At 71.6% G+C, this 21,022-nt stretch carries 6 protein-coding genes; all 6 read left to right on the top strand.

Features of this window, described 5'->3' with window-relative positions; translation table 11 throughout:
- Nucleotides 1-227: 227 nt before the first annotated feature.
- The 6 genes from ACWD6P_RS14280 (at nucleotide 228) to ACWD6P_RS14255 (ending at nucleotide 21,001) form a co-directional block, all read left to right on the top strand.
- Nucleotides 228-5,099, top strand: a complete 4,872-nt coding sequence (locus tag ACWD6P_RS14280) for a beta-ketoacyl synthase N-terminal-like domain-containing protein (RefSeq protein WP_451444370.1) — start codon at nucleotides 228-230, stop codon at nucleotides 5,097-5,099.
- Nucleotides 5,096-5,938 carry a polyketide synthase dehydratase domain-containing protein gene (locus tag ACWD6P_RS14275; protein ID WP_451444369.1) on the top strand — a complete coding sequence of 281 codons (843 nt, stop codon included), beginning with the start codon at nucleotides 5,096-5,098 and terminating at the stop codon, nucleotides 5,936-5,938. Before ACWD6P_RS14280 ends, ACWD6P_RS14275 begins: the two co-directional genes overlap by 4 nt.
- Before the next feature lie 118 nt (nucleotides 5,939-6,056).
- On the top strand, nucleotides 6,057-11,633 hold the full coding sequence (locus tag ACWD6P_RS14270) for a beta-ketoacyl synthase N-terminal-like domain-containing protein (RefSeq protein ID WP_451444400.1): 5,577 nt from the start codon (nucleotides 6,057-6,059) through the stop codon (nucleotides 11,631-11,633).
- 11 nt (nucleotides 11,634-11,644) lie between these two features.
- Nucleotides 11,645-12,526 carry an ACP S-malonyltransferase gene (locus tag ACWD6P_RS14265; protein WP_451444368.1) on the top strand — a complete coding sequence of 294 codons (882 nt, stop codon included), beginning with the start codon at nucleotides 11,645-11,647 and terminating at the stop codon, nucleotides 12,524-12,526.
- A 5-nt stretch (nucleotides 12,527-12,531) separates the two neighbouring features.
- Nucleotides 12,532-13,842 carry an FAD-dependent oxidoreductase gene (locus ACWD6P_RS14260; RefSeq protein WP_451444367.1) on the top strand — a complete coding sequence of 437 codons (1,311 nt, stop codon included), beginning with the start codon at nucleotides 12,532-12,534 and terminating at the stop codon, nucleotides 13,840-13,842.
- Between the two features lie 106 nt (nucleotides 13,843-13,948).
- Complete coding sequence (locus ACWD6P_RS14255; protein WP_451444366.1) at nucleotides 13,949-21,001, top strand: SDR family NAD(P)-dependent oxidoreductase; 7,053 nt, start codon at nucleotides 13,949-13,951, stop codon at nucleotides 20,999-21,001.
- Nucleotides 21,002-21,022 lie beyond the last annotated feature (21 nt).

Genomic DNA, 21,022 nt, shown 5'->3' with positions numbered 1-21,022 from the left:
ACGCTTGAGTATCGCTAAATTCACGGGTGTTCAATCGCGGTCCGGAAGCAGTTGAACACCCGGCAGCACCACGGGTCCCGTGCATGCTGGTGACACATCATTCCCGCACGGCATTATGGGCGCGGTGGGGGGTGGCCCCACAAGATCGACCGGAATTCGAGTGCCGTTATACCAGAGCGGTGTACGAATTATTCGACGGCCTCGACGGTTGAAAGGTCTGTATGTGCATGACGGAGCGTCAGGCAAGCGCCTACGAGCGCTTTCAGTGGTATCGGTACCAGCAGAATCCCGATGACCCGGGACTCACCGTCAGTTATGTGTACGCACTGACCGGCGACGTCGACACCGACCGTCTCGACGACGCACTGCGGGAAGTGGTTTCCACCGCGTTCCCGCGACTTCTCAGCTATTTCACCGAAGTCGGCGGAAAGCTGATGGCGAAGAGCCGCCCGGTTCCCCGGCGGGTGCTGCGGCGCTGCGAGCGGGAAGACGACCTCCTCGACCCCGGCGGCATCGACCCCACCGGCCAGGAGCTCTTCCGCTTCCGGTACTGGCGGGAATCCGCGGAAAAGCTTCTGCTCCGCCTGGATTTCAGCCATGTGGTCTTCGACGGCGGGTGCTACGCGCCGTTCTGCGCCGCCCTCGCTGCCTGCTGGCGGGGCGACGCCCCGGTCCTTGAACGGTCCTTCGGCGTCCTGCCGCGGTCCGATGCCGCAAAGGACGCGTCCTACTGGCGGTCGATGCTGGCGGGCCGCCGGCTGCACCAGCCGCTGCCCTTCTCCGCCGCGGCACCACACCAGGACGGCCGCCGCATCGCGGTCAAGGAGACGATCACCGGCGAACTGGCCGACGGCATCCACCGGTTCCTGCGCCACCACGAGCTGAGCCTGCTCCAGTTCGTGGTCGGCGTCACCGGTGCCCTCGTGCACTCCTACGGCGACGACGACCAGAGCGTCGTGGTGGCCCACACCGTCGACACGCGGGGCTACGGAGCCCCCTACGGCTGTCACACCAACCTGCTGCCGCTGTGGCTGGACGTCTCGGCGGAGCGGTCCGCGCTGTCGCTGTTCGAGCAGGTGCGCACCCAGCGCGAGGAGCTGCGCGACCACCAGGACTTCCCGACGTTCGACCTGCTCGCCCTGGCCGCGACCGAACACGGCCGCACGGTGGACCAGGGCGGCAGCGCGCTCAATCTCGTGGTGAACTCCTCCTCCGCGATGCTGCCGACGGCGGTGCCGGAGCTGAGCGGGGCGGACGTCTCCTGGGTCCGCAAGCCCGACACCGGCAGTTCGAGCGAGCTGAGCGTCAACTTCAGCTCCGACGAGCAGGGCATCCACCTCTCCTTCGACTCCTCCACGCGGGTGCTGTCGCCGCAGGCCCTGTCGGCGCTGGCCACCAACTTCCTGCGCATGGCCCGGTTCGCGATCGCCGAACCGCACCGGCCGCCGTCGCAGTGCGACCTGTCGCGCCCGCTGGAACCGGTGGCCGAGGGGGCCGCCCGGACCGCCCCGGCCCCTCAGGGCCTGGGCGCGGCCCTGGTCGAGACCGCAGCAGCGGACCCGGACCGGGTGGCCGTCGTGGACGACCACCGGTCGCTCACCTACGGCGAACTGCTCGACGCCGCCCACCGACTGGGCCGCGACCTGGCACCTGACGGTGCGCCGGCCGCGGACGGCGCGCGGGCACAGGAGCGGCCGGTCGGCATCTTCCTGGAGCGGTCGGCCGCGGTCCCCGTCGCCTACCTGACCGCGCTGGCGCTGCGGCGCACGTTCGTACCGCTGGACCCCCGGCTGCCGGACAGCCGGCTCGCGTACATGGCCGAGACCGCGGATCTGGGCGCCATCCTGGTGGACGCGGCGACCCGGGACCGGGCGGCACGGCTCTTCCCCCACATACCCGCGCGGGAGGTGGACGGCGCGCTGCCGTCCGCGTCCCCCGGGGCGCCCGGCCCGCAGCCGCGCGGCATCTTTCCGGCGGCCCCGGCCGATGCCGACCGCACCGCCTACGTGATGTTCACGTCGGGGTCGACCGGCAACCCCAAGGGCGTGGCGGTGAGCGAGGGCAACCTCGTCAACTTCCTGCACTCCGTGGGCCAGGACCCCGGTATGGGGCCCGACGACCGCATCGTGGCCCTGACCCCCATCGGCTTCGACATCTCGCTCCTTGAGATCCTCCTGCCCCTGCTGTGCGGTGCGAGCGTCCAGGTGCTGTCCGACGAAGCCAGGACCAGCGGCACCCTGCTGGCCGAGCGCATCGACGGCAGCGGAGCCACCGTCGTCCAGGCCACGCCGTCCACCTGGCGCATCCTGAAGGCCGTCGGCTGGCGGGCCAAGCGGCCCCTGACCCTGCTGTGCGGCGGGGAGGCCCTGGACCGCGACCTCGCGGAGTACCTGCTGAGCCAGAGCGCGGCCGTCTACAACATGTACGGCCCGACCGAGGCGACCATCTGGGCGAGCTGGCAGCGCGTGACCGACGCCGGGCGCATCCACCTGGGAGAGCCCGCGCTGGGCACCCGCTACTACGTCGTGGACGCCGACGGGCGGTCCGTAGCCCCGGGCATGCGGGGCGAGCTGATGATCGCCGGCGACTGCGTGGCCCAGGGATATCTCAACGCCCCGGCGACCGCCTTCGGCACGCTGCCCGACGGAACGCCCTCCTACCGGACCGGCGACCTGGTCCGCCACGAAGGCCCGTCGCACCTCACCTATGTCTCCCGCCGGGACGGCCAGCGCAAGGTCAACGGCCACCGCATCGAACTCGACGAGGTGGCCGCCGCGGTGGCGGCGCAGGCCCCGGCCGCGACCGTCGTCGCCGTCGTGCGGCCGGAGCCCGAGCCGCACCTGCGCTGCTTCGTGTGGCTGCCCGCCACCGAGAACTTCGACGCCGCGGCGGTACGGGAGCGGTGCCGGGACACCCTCCCGTACTACATGGTGCCGCAGGCCGTGCACCGGCTGACCGAGATCCCGCTGACGCCCAACGGCAAGACCGACGTCAAGAAGCTGAGCGAGGCACCCCTGTCCTCGCTGGACCTGTACCCGCAGGACGAGACGCCCGCGCCGGCGGCCGACGAGGAGCGGGCCGGACCGGACACCGGCGAAGCGAGCGGGCAGGACCTGCTCGCCGAGCTGCGCCGGCTCGTCGCCGGTGAACTGGGCCTCCCGCAACCGGACGTCGACCGGCCCCTGGGGTATCAGGGCGTCAACTCGCTCGGCTACAACGTCCTCGCCGCGCGGATCAGCGAGCGGTACGGAGTCGTCGTCCACGCGCACGACTTCTACCGCATGAACACCCTGCGCAACGTCGCCGAGACCGTCGCACGGCTCTCCGGCGGCCGCGCCGGCCGGCCCGAGGACCAGCACGACGCCCGGCCGGCGGCCGCTTCGCGCCCCGTGTCGGCGGACCGCTCCGGCGCCGACGGCCGTCTGGCCATCGTCGGCTACTCGGCGGTGCTGCCCGGCGGGCCGGACCCCGACGCGTTCTGGCAGACCCTGCTCGACGGCAGGGACTGCGTCGGCCCGGCTCCCGCCGAGCGCGAACTGCCCGGCGAGTACGCCGGATTCCTCCCCGGGATCAAGGGGTTCGACGCCAGGTTCTTCTCCACCTCGCCGCGGGAGGCGAGCTGGATGGACCCGCGGCAGCGGCTGCTGCTGCAGTCCGTCTGGCACACGCTCGAAGACGCCGGGTACGCCGCCTCCGAGCTGAGCGGCTCGCGCACCGGCTGCTACATGGCGGCCACCGGCAACGACTACGCGCTGCTCCAGGCCAGGGCGGACGCACGGCAGATCCCGTACTCGCTGGTGGGGCACTCCATGAGCCTCATCGCCAATCGCCTCTCCTCCTGGTTCGACTGGCACGGACCCTCCACGGTCCTCGACACCGCCTGCTCCGGATCCCTGGTGGCGCTGGTCAAGGCGTGCCGCGACCTGCGCGCCGGAGTCTGCGACGCGGCCGTGGTCGGCGGCGTCAACCTGATCCTCGACTCCCAGATCAACGAGGGGCTCCACTCGGCGCGGTTCCTCTCGCCCGATCACCGCTGCGCGGCCTTCGACGCCGCGGCCAACGGCTACGTCCGCGGCGAGGGCTACGGAAGCTTCCTGGTCAAGCGCCTGGAGGACGCCCTCGCCGACGGCGACGACATCCGCGCGGTGATCGAGAGCGTGGCGGAGAACCACGGCGGCCGCGCCAACTCGCTCACCGCCCCGAACCCCAACGCCCAGTACAGCCTGCTCCTGGACGCCTACACCCCCGAACTCGCCTCCCGCACCGGGTACATCGAGACCCACGGAACGGGCACGGTGCTGGGCGACGCCATCGAGATCGACGCGCTGAAGCGGGCCTGGGAGCACCTGGTGCCGCGGCCCGCGGGCCGCCGCGTCCGGCTCGGCGCGGTCAAGTCCCACATCGGGCACCTGGAGCCCGCCGCGGGCGTCGCCTCCGTGACCAAGGTGATCAAGGCCTTCGAGCACCGGACCCTCCCGGCCAACCTGCACTTCCACGAGCCCAATCCCGGCATCGCCCTGGACGACCAGCCCTTCGAGGTGCTGCGCAAGAACATCCCGTGGGACGACGACGGCGCCGGACGCGTGGCCGGGATCAGCTCCTTCGGCTTCGGCGGCACCAACGCGCACGTCGTGCTCTCCGAGCCGCCGAACCCCCCGCTCCGGCGCCCCACCGCCGCGGCGCCCCGGCTCGTACCGCTGTCGGCGCGCACCCCGCAGGCGCTGCGCAGGCTGACGGCCCGGCTGCTCGACCACATCGAGCGGACCGGACCGCTGTCGGACCAGGACCTGCTCGACCTGTCGTACACCCTGTGCCGACGCGAGCACCTGGAATACCGCCTGGCGTGGTGCCCGTCCTCCTCCGACGAGCTGGTGCACGCACTGCGCACGGCGGGCGATGCGGTCCACGCGCGGCCGGCGGAGCGGGCGGGGGACGTGCGGCAGCCGACCCCCGAGCTGGCCCGCGAGCGGTACCTGGCCGGTCAACCGGTCGACTGGCGGGAGCTGTTCGCGCAGCACACGCCGCGCCGGCTGCGGCTGCCCGGCTACCCGTTCGAAGAGACGGATCTCTGGTTCACGGATGAGGAACGGACGGCATGACGACCGAAGTCGACAAGGCGACCGGCCCCGGCGCTCACCCCGCCGCGGTGGAGCCGATACGGCTGCTCGCGGCCGACCGGCCGGGCACCTTCCGGGCACAGATCAGCCCCGACCACACCTACCTGAGGGAGCACCTGGTGGGTGGCAGGCGGGTGCTGCCCGGCGTCGCCTGCCTGGAGATGGCGCTGCACGGGGCCGCTCGCCTGCACCCCGACGCACGGACGTTCGCCATCAGGGACGCCGCCTGGCTGCGGCCGATCTCCGGTGAAGAGCCGTTGGACGACCTCTCTGTGACGTTCCGGTCCGCGCCAAACGCGCAATCGGTGGACTACACGGTCACCAACCGCGGCGCGACCTGCGGCATGGGCACGCTCCTGTTCGAAAGGCAGGACCGTGCTCCCGCGGTGGGCCTGGAGGTGCGCGACGAGATCTGCGTGAACACCCGGTCCCACCTCACCCGCCGGGAAATCTACGCAGAGTTCTCGAACATGGGAATCGACTACGGCCCGTATTTCCGCCGCAACACCTATGTGCAGCGGTACGGACAGCGGTCGCTGGCCTGGCTGTCGCACAACGACGGCACGCCGATGGGGCTGGTCAACCTCCTCGACTGCTCCTTCCAATCGGGCATGGCCATTTCCATCGGTGAACACCGTGATAGCTTGATGCCTTTCTCCATGGGGCATATGATCTTTCATGCTCCGGCGCGTTTCCCGGCGCCCTCCGCTTTTGTCCTGACGGAAAAACTCTCTCCCTTCAGGACCAACTTCACGGTATTTGACGAGGATTACGAACCGCTTCTTTCGGTTTTCGACCTCGGCGTGAAACCCGCTCTTTAACCCGACGTCCTAGGCATAGGGGATTTTGTTGAGTCGCAACGAATGGCGAAGCGGAAATGCCGCGTCCGGTACAGCGCGCCCCGATGTCTCGCTGGTTCGTCGTGCCGCCGTGGACTCGATGGTGTTCGCCCCGCAGTGGACGCACGGTCGACTGGACCCGCCGCGAGCCGCCGACGAGGGCCCGCGGACCTTCGTGGTGCCACCCGGACAGCACCGGCTGCACCGGGAGCTGACGGAGCGGTTCCCGCACAGCAGGGTCGTGCTGCTCGACGGCGCGGCGGTGGCCGAACTCGCCGCCGCCCCGGCCGCCGACGAGCACCTGGTGTTCGTCAGCCGCACCTCATGGGCCGACGGCATCCACGACGCGGACGTCACCGCCTTCCTCGAACTCGTCCACGCCCTCGACCGATGGCCGCGGGTCCGCCTCGACGTGTTCACCGACAAGGCGGTGCACAGCCCGCTGTTCACCGCCGCCACGCACCCCGTGGACGGCGTGTACGTCGGCCTGGCACAGGCGCTGGCCAAGGAGCGGCCCGACTGGGCGGTGCGCTGCTTCTGCCTCGCGGACCTCAACGCGTCGTCGCTGTCCGCGGCCCTGGACCGGCCCCTGCCGACCGTGCCGGGCAAGCCCGTCTGCGTCCGCGGTGACGAGTACGCCGTCGCGTCGATGGAACCCGCGACCCTCGCGGGCTGGCCGGCCCGCTCGGCGTTCCGGACCGGGGGCACCTATGTCATCCTGGGCGGCACCGGCGGACTCGGCGGCCTGCTCGCCGAGTACCTGGCCGCCGTCTACCAGGCCGAGGTGGTCGTCATCGGCCGCCGCCGGGCCGAGGACTTCGCCCCGACCGGGGAGCGCCTGCGGGAGCTGGGCGCCCGCGCCGTCCACTACCACCAGGCCGACCTGGCCGACGGACCGGCGCTCAAGCGCGCGCTCGATGCCCACGAGGTCATCAACGGCGTCGTGCACTCCGCGCTCCTGCTCCAGGACTCCACCCTCGCCACCATGAGCGAGCAGGTACTGCACGACGTACTGCGCCCGAAGCTGCACGGCACCCACCACCTGGTGGAGGCGCTGCGCGGCAGGGACATCGACTTCTGCCTCTTCTTCTCCTCCGTCCAGGCCTACATCGCCAGCGCGGGACAGGGCAATTACGCCGCCGCCTGCGTGGCCAAGGACGCCTACGCGGACCTCCTCGACCAGGCCCTGCTGATCGACGCCAAGGTCATCAACTGGGGCTACTGGGGCGAGATCGGGGTCGTCGCGAAGCCGGAGTACCGGGAGCGGATGGCAGGGCTGGGGATCGGCTCGATCGAACCGGCCGAGGGGCTGGCCGTCATCGAGCGGATCCTCGCGGCCGATCACCGACGGATCACATGTGTGAAAGGAACGGAAGAGGCGTTGGAGCGCATGGGAATCACGCCGCACAAGCGTGTCGCCGCGGTATCGCCCGCCGACTCCCCGGGGGTTCTCGAGGACGTGGTGCCGGCCTTCAGGGACGACGACACGGATGTCGCCCGCAACCGGGACATCTCCGAGCGCCTTGAGGCGTACACCCGGTGGCGGCTGCGCCAGGTGCCGCTGCCGGAGACGACCGCACCCAAGTACGCGAAGCTGAGGGACGCCATCGGCGCGATGCCCTCGGCGCAGTCCCTGCCGCGGGCCGAGCTCCTGCGCGCCTACCCGGAGCTGGCAGGTCACATCGCGCTGCTGGAGCGGTGCCTGGACCACCTGCCCGACGTGCTGAGCGGTGCCACCGACGCGGTGGAGGTGCTCTTCCCCGAGGGCTCCTTCGAGCTCGTCGCGCCCGTCTACCAGAGCAACCCCATCGCGGACTACTTCAACCGCATCTGCGCGCAGGTGGTCGCGGCCTACCAGCGCCGCTCGGCGGGGCGCCCGCTGCGCATCCTGGAGATAGGCGCCGGAACCGGCAGCACCACCAAGTTCGTGCTGCCGAAGCTGGACCCGCGGGACGTCGGCTACCACTTCACCGACCTGTCGTACGCGTTCCTGCACAAGGCCCGGGACGCCTTCGGCGGCGACTACCCGTTCCTCTCCTACGAGATCTGCGACATCGAGAACCCGCCCGAGGAGTACACCGGGTCCTTCGACATCGTCGTGGCCACCAACGTCCTGCACGCCACGTCGAACGTCCCCGGCACGCTCCGCAACGTGCGCAAGGCGCTGCGCGAGGGCGGAATCCTCGTTCTCAACGAGATCACGACACGGCAGGACTACGCCACGCTGACCTTCGGCCTCACCGACGGCTGGTGGCTCAGCAACGACCCGTACCGCATCGAGCACAGCCCCCTGCTCAGCAGTGACCAGTGGCGCTCGCTCATGCACGAGGCCGGCTTCGGCGCCGTGCGGCCGCACGGCGGCGACGGCCAGCAGGTCCTGGTCGCGCTGGCCGGCCCGGCGGACGAGCCGAGCACCGAGACCGCCGCGACCCCGGCCGCCGAGGCCGCCGAGGCCGCTGAGGTCCCCGGTGGCGGCGGGGTTGCTGATGTGCGGGAGCAGGTGGAGCGGTTCGTCCGTGAGGTGATCGCGGAGACGATGCGTTTCGATGTGGCCGAGGTCGAGCGTGATCGTCCGTTCCGGGACATGGGGATCGATTCGTTGATCTCGATGGAGTTGCTCAAGCCGTTGCGTGAGCGGGTGGGGTATGTGCCCGCGACGGTGTGGTTCGAGTACCCGACGGTGGCGCGGCTGGTGGAGTATCTGGTCACCGAGAACGCGGACACGGTCGCCGAGGCGTTCCCCGTAGCCGCCGCCCCGGCCGCCCCGGCTGCCGAGACCGCCGAGACCGCCGAGGCTGCTGAGGTTTCCGGTGGCGGCGGGGTTGCTGATGTGCGGGAGCAGGTGGAGCGGTTCGTCCGTGAGGTGATCGCGGAGACGATGCGTTTCGATGTGGCCGAGGTCGAGCGTGATCGTCCGTTCCGGGACATGGGGATCGATTCGTTGATCTCGATGGAGTTGCTCAAGCCGTTGCGTGAGCGGGTGGGGTATGTGCCCGCGACGGTGTGGTTCGAGTACCCGACGGTGGCGCGGCTGGTGGAGTACCTGGTCACCGAGAACGCGGACACGGTCGCCGAGGCTTTCCCCGCCGCCGCGACCCCGGCCGCCGAGACCGCCGAGACTGCCGAGACCGCCGAGGCCCCTGCTGCGCGGGAGCGGGCGGAGCGGACCGACCAGACCGTCCGGCACACCGGCGACTTCCAGGCGCGGCCCGGTGACATCGCCATCGTCGGCATCGCCGCACGACTGCCCAAGGCGTCGAACGCCAAGGAGTTCTGGGACAACCTCGTCGACGGCCTGGACTGCACGTCCACCGTGCCCGCCGAGCGCTTCAGCGCGCCCCTGGCGGACGGCCCCGAGGCCGTCTCGTACACCGCACGCGGCGCCTTCATCGACGACATCGACGCGTTCGACCACACCTTCTTCAGCATCACGCCCCACGACGCGGCGCGCATGGACCCCCAGGAACGCCTCGTCCTGGAGCAGACCTACCTGGCGATCCTGGACGCCGGATACAGCCGCGCCAGGCTCGCCGGCAGCGACACCGGCGTGTTCGTCGGTGTCATGAACGGCGGGTACGCCTGGCACACGGCCACCGAACCCGGCGCGCAGCCGCCCACCTCGGTGTTCTGGTCGATGGCCAACCGCGCCTCGTACCACTTCGACTGGCACGGCCCCAGCATGGCCGTCGACACCGCCTGCTCGGCATCCCTGACCGCGCTGCACCTCGCCTGCCAGTCCCTGCGCACGGGGGAGTGCGACCGCGCCGTCGTCAGCGGCGTCAACCTCATCACGCACCCCCGCCAGTACGAGCTGCTGTGCGGCTTGGAGATGCTGTCGCGCACCGGGGAGTGCCGGCCCTTCGGCGCCGGAGCCGACGGCTTCGTGGACGGCGAGGGCGTCATCAGCCTGGTGCTCCGGCCCGCCGAGGAGGCCCTGCGCGACGGAGACCGCGTCTACGCCGTCATCAGCGGCTCCGCGGTCAACGCCGGCGGCCGGGCGAACGGATACACCGCGCCGAACCCCGAGGCCCAGCACGCGGTCGTCACCAAGGCCCTCGCGGCGGCCCACACCTCCCCCGAGGAGGTGGGCTACGTCGAGGCCCACGGCACCGGCACAGCGCTGGGCGACCCCATCGAACTGCGGGCCCTCACCAAGGCCTACGCCGCGGCCGGCCTCCAGCGGATCCGGCTGGGCTCGGTGAAGTCCAACATCGGCCACCTGGAGTCGGCGGCCGGCCTGAGCGGCGTGCTCAAGGCGGTGCTCCAGATGCGCCACGGCTCCCTGGTGCCCTCGCTGCACGCGGAGCGCACCAACCCGCACCTGGACTTCGAGGCCACCCCCTTCAAGCTCAGCACCCAGCGCCAGAGCTGGCCCGCGGACCTTCCCCTGGTGTCCGCCGTGAGCTCGTTCGGCGCGGGCGGAGCCAACGCCCATGTCGTGCTGCGCGGGGTGCCCGAGGAGACCGCCACCGCGGCGGCCGCCACCGGTGCGCAGCGGGACTGCTACGTCATCCCGCTCTCCCACCACAGCGGCGCCGGGCTGCAGTCGGCCATGGACGAGCTGCGCCAGTGGCTGAGCGGGCGCCGGGTGGACATGGACGCCCTGGCCTACACGCTCGCCTGCTGCCGCGACAGCTTCTCGCACCGCGTGGCGATCGTCTGCCGCGACCAGGACGAGCTGATCCGCGGCCTCGAACAGGACCTGCGGCGCCGCCCCGCGCCCAAGGCCACGACGGTACGGGCGGTGGAGGAGCTGTCCGCCCGCACCGCCCAGGACATCGCGGCCCTGTACGAGTCCGGCGGCTCCCCGGCCTGGGACAGCTACTACCCCAAGGCCACCCCCCTCCAGCTGCCCGCCTACCCGTTCCTGCGCCACCGTCACTGGATCGACTCCGCGGAGTCCGGCTTCCACTCCCTCTCCTCGCTGGTGGCCGCCCACCGGATCGACGGCGTGACCATGGCGCCGGCGGCCTGGACGCTCGCGGTCCTCGCCGGACGGGCGGAGGGCCGCGCCCTCGGGAACGTGCTGTGGCAGAAGCGGATCACCGACCCCGAGGCCGTCGAGGTCCGCGAGCGCGGCACCGAGCTGTCGCTCGTCGACCGGGCCACCGGTGACGTGCACTGCACGGCCGAGATCTGCGCGCCGAAGACGGTCGCCGGCCCGCCCGACCTGCCCGCCACCGCCCGCAGGCAGTACGGGCCGGAGATCTACGACGCCTTCCGGCGGCTCGGCTACGACTACGGCGCACCGCTGCGCGGCGTGCGCTGGGCCGAGGTCGGACCGGGTGCGGTACGCGCCTTCCTCCACGTGGACCGCGACTGGGGCCACGGCCTGTCGCCCGCGCTCCTCGACTGCGGTATGCAGCTGTCCATCCTGCTGGCCGCCGAGGAGGCGCCGGACGGGCCCGTGTTCGTCCCCTACCACCTGGGCCGGCTGACCGTGGTCCGGGCCCCGCGGGACGAGGCGGTGTTCTGCCACTGCGTGGCCCGGCCGGGCGGCGGCTCCCAGCGGACCCGTACGTACGACTTCTTCTTCACCGACGAGCACGGCGACGTCCTCGTGGCCCTGGAGGAAGTGGTGTCCGTGGCCATCGACGGCAGCGCCCCGGCGGCCCGGCGCCCGGCCCCGGCCTCCGGGTCCGCCGCAGCGCCCTTCACCGTCCTTGAGCTGAACTGACGGGGGCGGCGATGGCCATCGATGTGGTGATGTTCCCCGGGCAGGGCTCACAGCGCCTGGGCATGGGCAAGGAGGTGTTCGACGCCTATCCCCAGCTGTGCGACAGGGCCGACGAGATCGTCGGCTACTCGCTGCGCGAGCTGTGCCTGAAGGACCCGCACGGACTGCTGAGCGAGACCTCCTACACACAGCAGGCGATCTACTTCGTCAGCTGCCTGATGTACCTGGCGTACACCGAGGAGCACGGGGACGAGCGGGCGCGCTGCGTGACGGGCCACAGCCTGGGGCTGTACCCGGCACTGTTCGCGGCCGGCGTCTTCGACCTCTTCGAGGGGCTGGAGATCGTCTCGCGGCGCGGCGCCCTCATGCAGGAGGCGCGCGGCGGGGCGATGGTGGCGGTCCTCGGACCGCAGGCGAACGACATCGACGAACACCTCGCCAAACTGGAGTCCTTCGACGTCGACGTGGCCAACTACAACAGCCCGGAGCAGGTCGTCCTCAGCGCGGCGCGGCCGAGCCTGGACGAGCTGGTGCCGCGCCTCGAAGAGATCGGCCACCGCTGTGTGTGGCTGCCGGTCAGCGGGGCCTTCCACTCCCGCCACATGGAGCCGGCCCGGCGCGAGTTCGCGCGGTTCCTGCGGGAGCGGCAGTTCGCGCCGCCCACCAAGACCGTGGTCTCCACGACGAGCGGCCGGACGCTGGGCGCCGAGCACCTGCTGGAGGAGATGGTCTTCCAGCTGGTGAAGCCGGTGCGGTGGTGGCAGACCGTGACCCATCTAGCCCGTACGGGACACCGGACCTTCGACGAGATCGGTCCCGGCCGGGTGCTGACCAAATTGAGCGCAGAGATCCTCGGCGACGAATCCTCGCCGCAGGCCGAGCCCAGGAAGTGATGACCGTGGAAACAGCAAACAGCAGGATCGCCGTTATCGGTGGTGGCGGATCCGGCACCGTCGCGGCCTGGCAGCTGGCCCGAAAGCACGACGTCACGCTCTTCGAAGCGGGCGCGTACCTGGGCGGGCACGCCTACAGCCACCCGGTCGAGACCGACCAGGGCACCCTCCACGTGGACATGGGCGTGGAGCACTTCAACGAGAAGCTCTCGCCCAACCTGTTCCGGCTGCTGACCGACTTCGGCATCGGCACCTACGTCGCCCCGTCCTCGGTGCACGTGGACTTCCCCGGTGAGCAGCAGTCGTGGAACAACCTCAACTTCCTCGGCGAGCTGCGCGAGGAGCTGCACGAGGAGTTCGACCGGTTCCATCAGGAGATGAACCAGCTGCCCACCTCGGGCGACGACTCGTACAAGGACATGAGCATCGGCGAGTACCTGGACAAGAACGGGTACTCCAAGAGCTTCAAGTACAAGGCGATGAACCCGATCCTGAGCATCTACTCGGGCTGTCACGCGCCGTCCCTCGACTACAACCTCATGTACGTCGCGCTGTCCTTCAGCATGAACCTGCTCTCCTTCTTCGCCGCCGGCTACTGGCGCAAGGCACAGGGCGGCATCCACAGCTACCTGGCCAGGATCGAGAGCGAGCTGGGCGACCGCGTCCGCCTGAACACGCCCGTCGAGGCCGTCATCCCGACGGACGACGGGGTGACGGTGGTGGCCGGCGGGCAGGAGCACCAGTTCGACCAGGTCGTGTTCGCCACCCACGCGGACGTGACGCTGGGGATGCTGCGCACCTCCGACCCGACGTACCGGGAGCTGCTCGGGGACTTCGCGTACGTACCGGTCGAGAGCGTGCTGCACCAGGACGAGAGCTGGCTCAGCCCGGTGGGCCGCGACGCCTACTGCCAGTTCCGGATGCCGGAGGGCTTCGAACTCGCCCGCGCCGAGGAGCAGATGGGCAGCCTCACCCGTAACTGCAACGTGCTCCACCCCTACCGGAACGTCGACTCGCCCATCCTGATCACCTTCGACCCGCAGGAGGAGGTCGACCCCGAGCGCGTCCTCACCCGCCGCACGTGGAAGCTGCCCCAGCTCCGCCCGGTGGACGTGCGCCGCAAGAAGCGGCTGAGCGAGATCCAGGGCCGCAACAACCTCTGGTTCTGCGGCACCGACACCAGCGTCACCGGCCACGAGGGAGCGATCGTCTCCGGCATGGTGATCGCGGACCGGCTGGGCGTTCCGCACCCGTTCCCGGACGACGCTCCTGCCCTCGGGCAGTTCCGCGGCATCAAGGAATTCATGGGTGTATGAGCGGACACCTTCCGGCCCGATCCGACCGGCCGCAGCCGGAGCCCGCACCGGCGTCGCGCATGAACCGCCCGGTGGGCACCATCACTTTCTCAAACGGGGATGACCCATGGAATCGCTAGCACCTCGGTACAAGGACCTCGCCGCCTCGGACGTGCCCGGCGAGCAGGCCGGCACCACTGTGGTGGTCACCGACCGGGAGGACATCGCGTCGGCGGCCCGCTCCATCGGCGCCGAGTGCTGGTACGCCGACCCCGCCACGGAGAGCGAGGACCGGATCGGGCAGGAACTGCGACGGCGCGTCGCCCTCCCCCCTGCTCCCGGACGAGCAGGGGGGAGTCCCACCACCACCCTGGTGGTGGCATGGGGCGACGGGCCGTCCGGTGGCACGCCGGAGTACGGCCCGGCGGTGCGGTTCGCCCGCGCCGCCCTGGCCCTGCTGCAGGCCGTGCGCGAGTCGGGGCGCCGCGTCCACCTCGTGACGTTGTCCCGTACCGGCGACGTGCTCTGCTCGCTGCTCGACGGCATGGCCCGGACGGCGGCGCTGGAGTGCCCGCTCGTCCACACGGCGGTCGAGTGTGGTGACCCCGTCACCGCACAGCGGCTGCGCGCATGGATCGCGGCCGGTGCCCGGCACCCCGGGGCCGTGCTGCGGGCCGAGGGCGACCGGATCGCGCGCCGTGAACACGCGCCGCAGCCGCTGGAGAGCGTGCGGCCGCACGAGGTGTTCGGCGACGGCGACCCCGTCGTGGTCATCGGCGGTACCGGCGGCATCGGACGTCATCTGTGCCGGTACCTGAGCCGGCACTGCGGCGCCCAGGTGTTTGTACTGGGGCGCGGCACGCCCGGCCCCCAAGCGCAGGCGGCGCTGAAGGAAGCGGGCGTGCGGAGCTACCTCAGCGCCGCGGCCCACGACCCCGAGGCGCTCGACGGCGCGCTGCGCTACATCCACGACCGGTTCGGGCCGGTCAAGGCGGTGTTCAACCTCGCCGGAGTGCTGGACGACTGCCTGCTGTACAACCTGACCCCCGACCGCCTGGAGAACGTCCTGCGGCCGAAGGTGGCCACCGGCCTCAACCTGGCGGCCCTGACCGGTCCGCACCGGCCCGGCACGGTGGTGCACTTCAGCTCGCTGACGAGCGTCACGGGAAACGTCGGCCAGGCGGCCTACGGAGCGGCCAACGCGTTCCTCGACCGGCTGTCCGCGCACCGGCCCGACTGGTACAGCATCAACTGGGGCCTGTGGGACACCGACGGCATGCAGATGCCGGACGACGGCTCCGGGCTGCGGGCGATGCCCCCCGAGCAGGCCTGCGACCTCCTGCTGTCGGCCCTCGCCACCGGGACACGTCACCTGGTCGCCTACGACGGACAGGTGCGCCTCGACGCCGACGCCGACGCCGACGCCGACGCCGACACCGAACCGCCGGCCGTGTCGCCGGGGGCCGCCGCGGACGCACCCGCCGGTGCCGGTTCCCCCGCCCCGGACCTGCCCGCCCGCACCGCACAGTGGCTGCGGGAACTCATCATCCGCCACAGCGGCCTGCGGAACCTGCGCGACGACGACAACCTGCTGGACCGGGGGCTCGACAGCGTCGGCAGCATCCGCGTCAGCAGGGACATCGAGAACCGCCTGGACATCGCGGGGTCGTCCCGGCTGAGCCGCGCGGTCCTCTTCGAGTACCCGACCGTCGCGGCGCTCGGCGCGCACCTGGTCGAGAACTTCGCCGCCGAGCTGGAACCCGCCCTCGCCCTCGATCAGCCGCAGGCACCGGAGCCCGCCGCGGCCCCCGCGCCGACGGCCCCGGCGGACCACGCGGCCGAAACGGCATCCCAAGTCGCCGTCACACAGCGGGAGTTCGCGCCCGCACCGCTCACCCCCGCCCTTCCCGAAGACACCCCCGCCGCGGACGCCTACCGCCCCGACGACATCGCCATCGTCGGGATGGCCGGGGAGTTCCCCGGCGGCGCCGACACCGAGGCGTTCTGGCAGGCCCTGCTCAGGGGCGACGACGCCGTACGGGTGATACCCGGCGACCGCTGGGACTGGCGCGAGAGCCACTCCTTCGCGCCGGACGAGCCGGGCACCTCCTACGGCCGCCACGGCGGATTCCTCGACCACGCCCTGGACTTCGACCCCGTCTTCTTCAACATCGCGCCCCGCGAGGCACGGTTCATGGACCCGCAGGAGCGGCGCTTCCTGCAGTCCGTCTACCACGCCCTGGAGGACTCCGGGTACTTCGCCCGGCCCACCGACGACGTGGGCGTCTTCGTGGCCGCCATGTTCGGCCACTACCAGGACCTCACCGCGCCCGACCGGGTGATCGGCAGTTCCTTCGCCGCCATCGCCAACCGGGTCTCCTACGCCTTCGACCTGCACGGCCCCAGCGTCGCCCTGGACACCATGTGCTCCGGCGGGCTCACCGCCCTGCACCTCGCGGTCCGCAGCATCCGCTCCGGGGACTGCGCGCTGGCCGTGGCCGGCGGCGTCAACCTCATGACGCACCCGGGGAAGTACCGCCTGCTGTCCGAGGGCAAGTTCCTCAGCCCCACCGGCCACTGCCAGGCGTTCGGAGTGGAGGCGGACGGCTACGTCCCCGGTGAGGGAACCGCCGCCGTGGTCCTCAAGCCGCTGTCCGACGCGCTGCGCGACGGGGACCGGGTGCACGCCGTCATCCGGGCGACGGCGGTGAACTCCGGCGGCAGGACGGCCGGCTTCACCGTGCCGTCCGAACGCGCCCAGCACCGCGTGATCGCCTCGGCCCTGGCCGAAGCGGAGATCGAACCGTCCGCGGTGACCTACGTCGAGGCGCACGGCACCGGCACCCGGCTCGGCGACCCGATCGAGGCGCGCGCGCTGCGGCAGGCCTACGGCGGGACCGAACAAGGCCGCGCCTACCTGGGTTCGGTGAAGAGCAACATCGGCCACCTGGAGTCCGCCGCGGCGATGGCCGGGCTCGTCAAGGTCGTCAAGCAGCTCACCCACCGGACCCTGGCGCCCACCCTCCACTGCGCACTCGAAAACCCCGACCTGCACCTGGAGGACTCGCGTTTCGCGCTGGTCAAGGAGGTCCAGCCCTGGCCCCGGGGCAGCGCACCCACGCGCTTCGCCGGACTGAGCTCGTTCGGCGCCGGCGGCGCCAACGGGCACGCGATCATCCAGGAGTTCGCGGCACCCCGCCACACCGGCCCCGCCCCCGAGTTCCCGCGCTACTTCATCCCGCTGTCCGGGCGGGACGAGGCCGCCGTGCGGCGACGCGCCGACCAGCTGCTCGCCGCGCTGCGCGACGCGCCCGACACGGCCTCGTACCTGTACGGGCTGAGCTACACCCTGTGCTGCGCCAGACAGCACTTCCGGGTCCGGCGCGGCTACTGGGCCCAGAGCCCGCAGCAGCTGGCCGACCTGCTCGCAAACACGGACACCACCTCCCCGGCCGCCCCACCGGCCGGCGACCCCTGGGCCGAGGCGGCCTCGGCCTACCTCGACGGCGAGAACCCCGACTTCACGGCGCTGTTCCCGGTCCGCATGCTGGTGGACGCCCCGCTCTACCCCTTCGAGCGCGAGCGGTACGTGGCCGACACCCTCGACCACGCGAACCGGCCCGCCCGCGCGGCCCTGGCCGCACCGGCCCCCGGCACGGCCGGCGACGCCGCCGAACTGCTGCTTACTCCGGTGTGGCGGCCGCACCCGGCGGACGGCCCGGCAGACACCCCGGTGCTGTGCGTCCTCGTCCTCACCGACCGCAGCCAGGAGCCCCGGCTTCCCGACCCGCCCGAGGGGACCCGGCTGATCCGGGTGACACCCGGTGACGCACTGGTCATCGAGGCGGACCGGATCGAGCTGCCCGACGGCGACGACACCGCCGCCCGGCGCGCCCTGGAACACCTCACCGGCGAACTGGGCCTGGAACACCTGTACTGGGTGGATCTCCGGCGCGAGGGGACGGTGGCGTCGCAGCTGTCCTTCGCCAAGGCCCTGCAGGGCTGCCGCACCCCGTCCACCCTCCTCGGCGTGACCCGTGAGGCCGACGCGGCCGAGGTGCACACCAGGGCCGGATTCCTGCACGGACTGGCGGAGGAGAACCCGCATGTCCGCACCGTCCAGGCCCGCCGCTTTGGTACCGGTGACGCGCTCGCCGACGGCTGGGAGCCGCTGCTGGACGAGCTGCGCGCCGCCCGCCGGCCGCTCACCGAGGTCAGGTGGGCGGACGGAACCCGCCAGACGCGCGAGCTGACGGAGTTCGGCCTTGCCGACGGCGTCCGGCTGCGCACCGGGGGGACGTACCTCCTCACGGGCGGCCTGGGCAAGGTCGGCCGGGCCATCGCCGAACTCCTGACCGAGCGGCACCGGGCCACGGTGATCGCCGTCGGCCGCTCCGCGCCCAACGCCGAGCAGCAGCAGTGGATCGCCGCGTCGCCGGGGCTGCACTACGAGCAGACGGACATCGTCTCCGCGGCCCGGACCCGGGAACTGATCGAGAAGATCCGCGAACGCTTCGGCGGCCTCGACGGAGTCATCCACTCCGCCGGCGTCATCAAGGACGCCCTGGTGCAGAACAAGTCGGCGAAGGACGCGGAGGCGGTGCTCGCCCCGAAGGTGCAGGGCACGCTGAACCTGGACCGGTACACCGCTCAGCTGGGCCTGGACTTCTTCTGCGTCTTCTCCTCCATCTCCAGCGTCATGGGCAACACCGGGCAGAGCGACTACATCGCCGCCAACCGCTTCCTCGACGAGTTCGCGGCCGAGCGCGCCCGGCGCGTGGCCGACGGCGAGCGCAGCGGCCTGAGCCTGTCGGTCAACTGGCCGCTGTGGCTGGACGCCGAGGACGAACGGCGCGAGCAGTACGAGGCGCTCGCCGCATTCCTGCGCGGCCAGTTCGGGATGGAGCCGCTCTCCTCGCGGCGCGGCGCGGAACTCTTCCTCGACCTGCTCGACGGCCTGCCGGAGGGGTGCCACCAGGTCATCCCCTGCGTCGGCGACGTGGCGCGGATGCGGCAGCGGCTGCTGCCCGGCGCCGCAGGGCCGACACCGCGCACGGACGGTGCGACCCCGGCCGCGGAGGCGGAGGGCACGGCCGCCCGCCCCGGCGCGACGCTGGAGGAGATCAGCGAACGGCTCGTGGAGCTGGTATGCGCACAGACCGGTCTGCGACCGGAGGACGTCGCCTTCGACAGCACCTGGGGCGACCTCGGCTACGACTCGGTGATGCTCCAGCGCCTGGCCCAGGAACTGGGCCCGCACTTCGGTGTGGAGACCCCGCCCAACGCCCTCTTCAAATACAGCAGCGTCCCCTCGCTGAGCGCCTACCTGAGGGACCAGGGCGCACCGGCGAAGGCGCCGGAGCAGACCGTGCCGCAGCCGTCGCCGTCCGCCGCCGGGGCGCGGACCGCCGCCGTCACCGGTGCCACGGCCACCGCCACGGCCCCGCGGACGGACCCCGGCAGCGGCCCGGCGGCCACCGGACGCGGCCGCTACGCCGTGATCGGGATGAGCGGCATCATGCCCGGAGGCGCGAACCTGGCGGACTTCTGGCAGCTGCTCGTCGAGAACGGCAACGCCATCCGCGCCGTCGACCGCTGGAAGGACCGCGAAAAGCAGTACTTCGCGGGCACCATCGACGACTTCGACGCGTTCGACCACTCCTTCTTCGGGCTCTCCGCCCGGGAAGCGATGCTCATGGACCCGCAGCACCGGCTCTTCCTCCAGAGCGCCTACAACGCCCTGCTGGACGCCGGCTACGCGCCCGGAGCACTGCGCGAGGTGGGCGTCTTCGCCGGTGTGCAGTTCAGCGAGTACCAGGCAGCGCTGCAGCACGGCGAGGACTGGGCCCACCCGTACACCGTCACGGGCAACGCGCACGCCATGCTGGCCAACCGCGTGTCCCACCTGCTCGACTTCACCGGCCCCAGCCAGACGGTCGACACCGCCTGTTCGAGCGGCCTCGTGGCGCTGAACCGGGGCGTGCTCTCGCTCGCGGCGGGGGAGTGCGACGTGGCTCTCGTGGGCGCCGTCAGCGTGCTCGTCGACCCGGCCGCCACCGACGCGGCGAGCAAACTGGGGGTGCTCTCCCCCGACTTCCGCTGCGCCACCTTCGACAAGGACGCCAACGGCTATGTGCGGGCCGAGGGCGTGGGCTGTGTGGTGGTCAAGCGGCTCGACGACGCCCTGCGGGACGGCGACGCCGTCCTCGCGGTGATCGAGGCGGTCGCCGAGAACCACGACGGCCGCTCCAACTCGCTGACCGCCCCCAACCCCGAAGCCCAGGTCGCCCTGCTCAACAAGGTCTACACACCGGAGCTGGCCGCCCGCGTCTCCCACATCGAGGCGCACGGCACCGGCACCAACCTGGGCGACCCCATCGAGACCAGCGCGCTGCGGACCGCGTTCGGCCAACTGGCTCCGCACCGTGAGCCGGGCAGCATCACGCTGGGCGCGGTGAAGACCAACGTGGGCCACCTGGAGCCGGCCGCCGGGATCGCCGGGCTGCTCAAGCTGCTGCTGTGCCTGCGCCACCGCCGCCTGCCGGCGAACATCAACTTCAAGGAGCGCAACCCGCTCGTCGAGCTCGACGGATCGCCCTTCCGGCTGCTGCTGGAGAACGAGCCGTGGGAGCGGAGCGCACCGCTGGTGGCCGGCGTCAGCTCCTTCGGGTTCGGCGGGTCCAACGCGCACGCGGTCCTCTCCGAGGCGCCCGCCCCGCCACCGGCCCGCAGGCCGTCGCGGCCGCACTGGCTCATCACGCTCAGCGCCCGCTCCCGCGGCTCGCTCACCCGGATGCGGGACGACCTGCTGGAGTGGTTGCGCGGCCCCGAGGCGGAGCGCGCGGACCTCGCGGACCTCGCCCACACCCTGGCGGCCGGCCGCGACCACTTCGAGTACCGCATGGCCTGGATCGTCTCCAGCGCCTCGGAGCTGCGTCGGCTGCTGGCGGAGGCCCGGCCCGAGGAGGCGGCCAAGTGCCGGCCCCAGCGGCTGACCACGCACCCGGTGACCCTGCCCGACCCGGCGGACCCCGGGCACCGCACGGCGCTGGAGGCCCTACGGGCCCGTTATGTGGAGGGGGAGGAGTTCGCATGGGAAACGATGTTCGACGACGGGCGGTTCAGCCGGCTGCATCTGCCGGGCTACGCGTTCGAACAGAACCGGTTCTGGTTCGAGTGACCGGTACCGGCAAGGCAACGG

This window comes from Streptomyces sp. NPDC002446 (assembly GCF_053595675.1).
This window is presented reverse-complemented; position numbering and strand designations above follow the sequence as displayed.